Here is a 7,239-nt window from a genome sequence, read left to right on the forward strand (position 1 = left end):
CGTGCGAAATTGCTGTTCACGCCGACGGCTGTTCCGGATCTGGAATTGTTGCTCACCTACGCGCATCTCAATGCCAATAACCCGCAGAGCGAAACCGCTGACGACCCGATCGAGGATCGTTTCCAGGCTGTGCAAAACGGGGCGCATTGGGAAACCAAGGTGAATTCTCTGGTGCTTGAAGCGAACTATTCTTTCTCCGATGCATGGCAGGCGAGTGTCACCGGCACTTATGCCGACTCGACAAGCGAGCGTTTCTCGCGCCCGGGCGCCGGTAGCTCGTTCGTCGAGGCGGATGAATATTCGATCGAGGGGCTGCTGCGCTTTGCGCCAACGGACGGAAAGCTGAGCGGGTTGTTCGGCATCTCCTATTTTGCGGCCGATCAGGATGAAATCAGCGATCTTTCGGCTTTTCTCGGTTTTGGCGATTTTGTCGACAGCCAACGCAGCTTCGGTATCTTCGGTGAAGCTACGCTCGACCTGACACCAGCCTTGCATCTGACTGTAGGTGCCCGTTGGCAGCAGGACAATCAGGACAGGGAGGGCGCGCTGGGGCCGGTATCTCTCGATTATGATCAAACGTTCGATGCGTTTCTGCCCAAGGCGGAACTTGCTTATGACATTAACGAGGATGTTGTCATCGGCGTGACCGCACGAAAAGGCTTTAACCCGGGCGGCACCACGATTTCATTCGTAACCGGCGACATTGATGAATTCGGCGCAGAGACTCTATGGTCTTATGAGCTGTTCTCGCGGGCCAGCTTGGCCGACGGCGATCTGCTGTTGACCGGCAACCTCTTCTACACCGATTTTACCAATGCCCAGCGGCCGCTGATTTCAACCGCAGCCGCAGCCAATGGTACAATCGTGGAATATACCGAATTTGCCAACGCACCATCGGCGGAGAGCTATGGACTGGAATTGGAAGCGGTCTGGAAAGCTAGCCCGGCGGTTCAGTTCCGCGCGTCCATGGGCTTGCAGGAATCCAAGATTACGGAAACATTGCTTCCGGCCGATCCGATGCTGGGCAAGGAATTTCAGCGGGCGCCGCGGTTTAATGTGGCGCTGGGTGTGCACCTCAATCCGATCAAGCCGTTGACGCTGGATCTGGGGCTGCGTCACAATTCGAGCTATTATAGCGATGACGCGAACAATCCGGCCTTCGAGAATGACGGCGTAACATTGATTGATGCCAAGGCGCCTATGATTTTGGATCGGTCAGCACCTTTGTCTATCTGCGCAACGCCACCAATGAACATTATAAGGTCTGGCAGTTCCGGGCCGGCAATGCCTCGCTCGGCGATCCGCGTGAATATGGCATCGGTCTGGAAATGACCTTCTGATGAGCGCGCGTCGATTTTTCCGCCTGACACATGGCTGGATCGGCGCTGTTCTGGCGCTGTTCCTCGTACTCGTAGCGGGTTCCGGCGTCAGTCTGGCGTTTATGAGCGAGATGTTTATCGCCCAATATGGTGATGTTTTGGAGGCAGAAGCGCCTGCCACCGGCTCCGCCTATATCGAAATTGACGAGATGCTTGCCGCAGCGCAGGACTATCAGGGAGAATCGTTCATGGTCGGCGGGGTGCTGATGCCCCATAGCCGGATTCCTACAGTGTCGACCACGTTGGTCTTTGGTATCGAAGAGGGCGGTGATCCGCTCAATCCGTTGATGGTTAGCGTGGATCCCTGGACAGGCGAGGGCAAGGGCTCTTTCTTGCTGGGCGATGCGTTTAGCCACGACATGATCGATTTTCATTTTGAATTGTTGATGGGCGATTGGGGCGTGGTTTTTGTCTCGATATTGGGCCTCTCCCTCGTCGGCTTCACGATCACCGGGATATGGCTCTGGTGGCCGAAAAAGGGTTCGGCGCTGAAAAAGATGCGCAAACCGGTTTTGCGCGGCCGATGGCGCGACAAGCTGTTTCAGCTGCATGGCTGGCTGGCCGTCTGGACAGCAGTGCTTGTGGTATTTTTCGCTTTGACCGGCACAGCCACGTCCAAACCGGAATGGTTCGGTCCGCTTTTGTCCAATCCGATGGAAGCCGGCCCGACCGGCGGCCAATGGGCGGAACAATGCGAGGGCAGCGTTAGCCTGGGGCGTGCGGTGCATCAGGCGCAGCAGCGTTTTCCGGGAACTGAGGCCACGACCCTGTCTGCTTTTCCAGGCACCCCCTATATGATCTATCTGCGTGCTGATGGCGACATCAACCGGCTGATGGGCGATACGATCGTCTGGGTGCATCCGTCATGCGAAGGGATGATGGCGACGAAGCAGATTTTTGCAGAATCGGCGGGCGAAGGCATTGGCGGATCGATGTTGTCGATCCATGGTGGCTATATTTTCGGGCCCGTTGTCGGTCCGATATTGGTTGTCCTGACCGGACTGGCGCTGATCTTTTTCAGCATCAGCGGCGTCTTTGTATTCTTCACGCGAACCCTGCGTCGCAAAGCAGCCGACGCTGCACCGGAGATTGGCGGACATTCATCCTCGCGCTAATGGCGAAAGAGGCTGGGAAGAAGGCTAGCTGCCGTTCGACACCATTTTTCGCCAGAGCCTGAAGCCCTTGTAGACCAGGATCAGGCACAGGATCAGCATCACTGCGGCGATGACCAGCGCAGCGACCGGATTGGCGAAGGCGAGGAAGAGCAGTCCGCCCGTTGCGATGTCCTCGCCGGTTGAGACCACCGCGTTGCTGACCGGTTCCGGACTGGTGTTGACGAGGGCGCGGGCGCGGATTTCGCACTGTGGCTCATCAGGGCAGCGCCGCCGCCCAGCAGAAACACCACAACCTGCCAAACCGGATCGCCAGCATCGACAACGGCCAGCGCGAGCAGGGCGCCGCCCAGTGGCCGGATTGCGGTGTGAATGGTGTCCCAGATCGAATCGAGCCAGAGAATCTTGTCGGCGAAAAATTCGGCCACAGCGCCGAGCGCGCTGATTGCCAGAACCCAGGGGTTGGCGAGGGCGTCGAGCATCTGCAGGTTTTCCGGCAGGCTGATCCATTGCAGGCGCATCGCGAGGCCGGTCACGAACACTGTCAGGTACAGCCGCCAGCCCGATATCAGGCTGACGCTACCGGCCAATCCCAATAGCTCGACTATTCCCATTTGCCGATTTTGCCACGTCGGCCGGCTTTTGGCAAATCGGTTCGTGGCGGTCCGGCAAAAATCAAAAGACTTGGCAAAGCAGTCGCTTGCTGTTCATATGAACGGATGAACAAACCAAAGACCGACACTCAGGCACCCGCCATGGATGCCATTACCGGCAAACCCATGCCGAAGCCCATTCCCGCCTCGACGCTGGTTATCTTCCGCGATCAGCCGGGGCAAAAGGCTCCCGACCTGTTGATGGTCGAACGTTCGGCGAAGATGGTCTTTGCTGCCGGCGCCGCGGTCTTCCCCGGCGGCCGGATCGACGATGCGGATTTTGAATTTGCCAAAGCGCTCGGCCACACGGATTTTGATGAATATGGCGCCCGCATCGCGGCGGTCCGGGAATCGATCGAGGAGACCGGCATCGCGGTTGCGGTCGAGGGGAATCTCGATCCCAAGCGCGTTCTGGAAGCCCGCGACGCACTGCATGCGGGCACCGTACTGGCCGATATCTGCAACCAGTTCGACTGGCAGCTGGAGCTGGAAAAGCTGATACCTTTCTCGCGCTGGTGCCCGCCCTTTGCCGAAAAGCGCGTGTTCGACACAAGATTCTACATGATCTCGCATGACGATCACCAGGCGGAGGCCACGGTTGACGAAACCGAAAATTACAATCTGTTCTGGAGCAATGCCCAGTCCGTACTCGACCGCGCCGAAGCGGGCGAGGTCAAGATCATCTTCCCGACCAAGCGCAATCTGGAACGGCTCGCCCAGTTCGGCTCGTTCGACGAGGCGGTCGCCCATGTGAAGGAGCACCCGTCGGTGATGGTCTCTCCCAATATCGAAAACGGGGCGAGGAAGTCCATCTGTGCATCCCGGAAGGCATTGGCTATCCGGTCACTTCGGAGCCGATGGACGCCGTCCAGCGCGGTTTCAAGAAATAGCAGGAACGGGGTACGTCAGAGGCGTACCAGCCCAAGATGCAATCCTTTCAGTATTGCAGCAATCCTGTGGTTCACGTTCAGCTTGTCGAAAACGCGGCGCACATAGGTGTCGACAGAGCTGCCCGAGATATCGAGAATTGTCGCTATATCGGAATTGGATTTGCCGCGAGCAATCCACAACAGAACCTCGTGTTCCCGGTTTGAAAGGCTGGGAATACGATCCTCGCCGCCGTCGGCCAGATGGACCATCTCATTGTGAAAAATATCCGTTTTCACGGTTACGTCCGAAGCAATTGTGCATCGCCGGCGGTTATTTCGCGACCGAATGAATAGGTCACATAGGCTTCGCGGCCCTTCGGGCCGTAAAAGGGGGCGGCCCAGCCGTGGATCAGCCCATTGTCCTTCATCGATGCGACAAATGCGGACTGTTGTGGCGTAAGATCCTGCTCTTCAATCGCCTGCTGCCACGTCATCGCCTTTCCCGTGCGTATGACATAGTCGGCGATTGGGTCATGCTTCCGGAAGTCATAGTCGTCATCATATAGGGACACCCATGTGTCAGGAAAGCCGAAGTGGAAGAGCTGGGCGCCCTTGTCCAGTTGCGAATGATAAGCAGGGACCAGGCGATAGCTTGCGCTGGTGACGCCCATCGAGCGAGCAAATTTTCTTGCCCCAAGCAAAAGGGAGATCAGCGCCCTGGCGTCTTCATATGAACTTGATGATAAGGCCAAAAACCGAACTCCCAAGCCGATCATCGAGCGAAAATTTCAGGGCTGGAGCTCAATATATAAAAACAACTCCGCTTGCGTGTCAATCAAGGGCCAAATCGCGCCTTCCATCCAGCGCAATAATATCCTGAAAGATCGATAATATAATGTGGTAGCGGGAATTGGTAATCCTGTTCATCTTCCCCTGGAAATCCCCATGATTTTGCATGGCCACATTTCATCTCCATCCGGCGCAATAGTGAAATACGGAGTAAATTCCCGGCCCGAAAAACATCCGCGATATGTCGCAATATGGGGAAAAAATGGTGCGCCCGGCAGGACTCGAACCTGCTGCCTCAAGATTAGAAGTCTCGCGCTCTATCCAGATGAGCTACGGGCGCCATTTGCAAAAACCGCAGATTTTTGCGGCTTTGCCGCCTAGTTTCATTTTCCGGACTTGTCAACAACGAAGGTTTTTCCACCGGCGGGCGGAGTGGAGCGCCTGTATGCGCGACTGGCGTCGTTCAAGCCGATCCGTTCCAAGCCGAGAGGCGCTCGCAAAATGCGCAGATAACGAGCGGGCGAACTGGTCGTCCCGAGCCGGGTGCATGTTCACATGATCGCGGAGCGATTAAACGGACGGCCCGGAATCCAGAAGCGCAAACAGCATGAACCCGGTATCTTTCAGCGTGGCATCTACATCCATGTCCGGATTGTCGATCAGCATTTCCAGAACGGCATATCCCGTTTCGACGATGATCTGATAGCGTCGTTCGATTTCCTGAATATCGGTGCGCGGTTTGTCGCTCGCGCGTAAATCGACAAATCGTTTGACCATTTCGCTGTGGGAAGAACGGCGAACATCGGCGAGTTGCGGCGTCGCGTGCAGCGCGCGCATGATCCACGGCCCGCCTTTCTGGGCCATGGTCACATCATATTGTCCGCGCAGCTGATCGGCAATATTGCGGGCTGTTGGCAAGGTTCCGACCCCGTCGAGCGTGTCATAGAGCGCATCATTCTGAACCCGCATCAGACGTTCGCCCAGCGCTTTTAAAATGGCATATTTGTTCGGAAAATAGCGATAAAGCGCGGGCGGGGTCAGGCCGGCGCGCTTGCAGATGAGGTTGGTGTTCAGCTTGTCAAAACCCAGTTCCTCCAACAGCTCTGCCGAGGCTTCCAATATCCGGTCAATCGTGTCTTCGCCCCGCTGTTGTCGCGGACGCCGACGCGGTTCAACCGCCTTGCCTGATGTGTTCGTGCTCGTCGTCATGCCGGCTCTCTTGACAGTGTGAATATCAAACGATAGCAATAACTATCTTTCTGACAAAGGCAAGAAATTGGATATGAAAAACTGGTTGCAGCGTCGATGGTTTTGCTCGCGGCATGTGGGGAAGGCGGGGGCGACCGGGATGGCGGAACCGGCGGTTCGATGGCTGCCGGGATTATGCCAACAGATGCCGACATCCAGCTTGCCGCCGACCTGACGCCCGATGATACGGAGCTCGCGGCCAAATATGACCGGAGTTGCCGAACCTGTCACTCGACCGTCGACGCGGCAGCGCCATTAACCGGGCATAAGGCCGCATGGGCCGTTCGGTATGACGCCAGGGGCACGGCTGACTTGCTGGCCAGCACCAAGACCGGTCTCAACGCCATGCCGCCGATGGGATTGTGCAGTGATTGTTCGGATGAAGAACTGGGGCAATTGATCGCCTTCATGGCCGGAAGGACAAGCTGATGGCTCTTTCGCGCAGGAAATTATTATTGGGCGGTGCCGCTGTAGCCATTGCTATTCCGGTGGGGAGCCAGGCCTGGTGGTCTTCTAAGAATTTTGTCCGCGACGGCTTTGATCCCGATCTGCCCAAAGCCCCGACCGGTGAACGCTCTTGGATGAACTGGTCCGGCATCGAAAAGGCAACGCCAAAGATATTGGCGGCCCCCACGAGCGACGAAGAAGTTGCGGCGCTGGTCAAAAACAGCCCTACACCCATTCGTCCGGCGGGAAGCGGTCACAGCTTTTCGGCTCTATGTCCGTCCGAAGGGACAATGGTGGACATAGGTGCGTTTTCAGGGATTCTCGCGCATGATCCTGCCACAAATATCGCGACGCTGGGAGCTGGGACCAAGTTGCAACAGGCCGCGCGCCTGCTCCATGAGCAAGGCCTCGCTTTTGCCAATTTACCGGATATCGATGTGCAGACGCTCGCGGGCGGTTTCAGCACTGCGACCCACGGGACCGGGCGCAACCTGACGGCTATACATGACTATGCGCGGGGCTTTGAACTGGTCACCCCGTCGGGTGAAATCGTGCAAGCAAGCGCCGAACAAAATGCAGACCTGTTCCAGGCGGGCAAGGTATCACTCGGTTCGCTGGGAATCATTACTCGCTATGATCTGCAAGTCGAGCCGGCCTTTAATCTGCATCGCCGCGTGAAACTGGTTAAAACGGAAGATATCCTCGACCAATATATGGGGCTCTCGGAGCAGCACCGGAATTT

At 56.9% G+C, this 7,239-nt stretch carries 8 protein-coding genes, 1 tRNA gene and 1 pseudogene; 5 read left to right on the plus strand and 5 right to left on the minus strand.

Translation table 11 applies throughout. The features are described 5' to 3' along the window. Positions 1-9: 9 nt before the first annotated feature. Both C8024_RS16040 and C8024_RS16045 read left to right on the plus strand, forming a co-directional pair. Positions 10-1,332 carry a TonB-dependent receptor gene (locus C8024_RS16040; protein ID WP_173206964.1) on the plus strand — a complete coding sequence of 441 codons (1,323 nt, stop codon included), beginning with the start codon at positions 10-12 and terminating at the stop codon, positions 1,330-1,332. A gap of 7 nt (positions 1,333-1,339) precedes the next feature. Beyond that, positions 1,340-2,494: a PepSY domain-containing protein gene (locus C8024_RS16045; protein ID WP_173206967.1), complete on the plus strand. Its 1,155-nt coding sequence runs from the start codon at positions 1,340-1,342 to the stop codon at positions 2,492-2,494. Between the two features lie 24 nt (positions 2,495-2,518). Here C8024_RS16045 and C8024_RS16050 read toward each other — a convergent pair. Then, a pseudogene (locus C8024_RS16050) lies at positions 2,519-3,105 on the minus strand (DUF4126 domain-containing protein). Positions 3,106-3,210: 105 nt separating this feature from the next. Between C8024_RS16050 and C8024_RS16055 the strand changes: the two are divergent. After that, positions 3,211-4,140: an NUDIX domain-containing protein gene (locus tag C8024_RS16055; RefSeq protein ID WP_367947387.1), complete on the plus strand. Its 930-nt coding sequence runs from the start codon at positions 3,211-3,213 to the stop codon at positions 4,138-4,140. Here the strand turns inward: C8024_RS16055 and C8024_RS16060 are convergent. The 4 genes from C8024_RS16060 to C8024_RS16075 all read right to left on the minus strand — a co-directional run bounded on the left by C8024_RS16060 (position 4,050) and on the right by C8024_RS16075 (position 6,011). Then, on the minus strand, positions 4,050-4,283 hold the full coding sequence (locus C8024_RS16060; RefSeq protein WP_217272256.1) for a response regulator transcription factor: 234 nt from the start codon (positions 4,281-4,283) through the stop codon (positions 4,050-4,052). The genes C8024_RS16055 and C8024_RS16060 overlap by 91 nt on opposite strands. Before the next feature lie 29 nt (positions 4,284-4,312). Beyond that, complete coding sequence (locus C8024_RS16065; RefSeq protein ID WP_302051645.1) at positions 4,313-4,789, minus strand: autoinducer binding domain-containing protein; 477 nt, start codon at positions 4,787-4,789, stop codon at positions 4,313-4,315. 276 nt (positions 4,790-5,065) lie between these two features. Next, positions 5,066-5,142: transfer RNA gene (locus tag C8024_RS16070), tRNA-Arg, on the minus strand. A gap of 230 nt (positions 5,143-5,372) precedes the next feature. Further along, positions 5,373-6,011 carry a TetR/AcrR family transcriptional regulator gene (locus C8024_RS16075; RefSeq protein WP_173206976.1) on the minus strand — a complete coding sequence of 213 codons (639 nt, stop codon included), beginning with the start codon at positions 6,009-6,011 and terminating at the stop codon, positions 5,373-5,375. Positions 6,012-6,107: 96 nt separating this feature from the next. Here C8024_RS16075 and C8024_RS16080 point away from each other — a divergent pair, with 96 nt between their 5' ends. Both C8024_RS16080 and C8024_RS16085 read left to right on the plus strand, forming a co-directional pair. Further along, positions 6,108-6,479, plus strand: a complete 372-nt coding sequence (locus C8024_RS16080) for a cytochrome c5 family protein (RefSeq protein ID WP_173206979.1) — start codon at positions 6,108-6,110, stop codon at positions 6,477-6,479. Then, positions 6,479-7,239: FAD-binding protein (locus C8024_RS16085; RefSeq protein ID WP_173206982.1), on the plus strand; the 761-nt coding region annotated here is incomplete at its 3' end. The genes C8024_RS16080 and C8024_RS16085, both read left to right, overlap by 1 nt.

Origin of the sequence: Sphingopyxis sp. BSNA05, from assembly GCF_013265645.1 — a bacterium.
In the GTDB taxonomy this organism is placed as follows: domain Bacteria; phylum Pseudomonadota; class Alphaproteobacteria; order Sphingomonadales; family Sphingomonadaceae; genus Parasphingorhabdus.

Bases quoted from the DNA above. Each gene is read 5' to 3' on its own strand.
- C8024_RS16045 (WP_173206967.1), top strand. From the start codon at position 1,340: ATGAGCGCGCGTCGATTTTTCCGCCTGACACATGGCTGGATCGGCGCT.
- C8024_RS16075 (WP_173206976.1), bottom strand. From the start codon at position 6,011: ATGACGACGAGCACGAACACATCAGGCAAGGCGGTTGAACCGCGTCGG.
- C8024_RS16080 (WP_173206979.1), top strand. From the start codon at position 6,108: ATGGTTTTGCTCGCGGCATGTGGGGAAGGCGGGGGCGACCGGGATGGC.
- C8024_RS16065 (WP_302051645.1), bottom strand. From the start codon at position 4,789: ATGATCGGCTTGGGAGTTCGGTTTTTGGCCTTATCATCAAGTTCATAT.
- C8024_RS16060 (WP_217272256.1), bottom strand. From the start codon at position 4,283: ATGGTCCATCTGGCCGACGGCGGCGAGGATCGTATTCCCAGCCTTTCA.
- C8024_RS16055 (WP_367947387.1), top strand. From the start codon at position 3,211: ATGAACAAACCAAAGACCGACACTCAGGCACCCGCCATGGATGCCATT.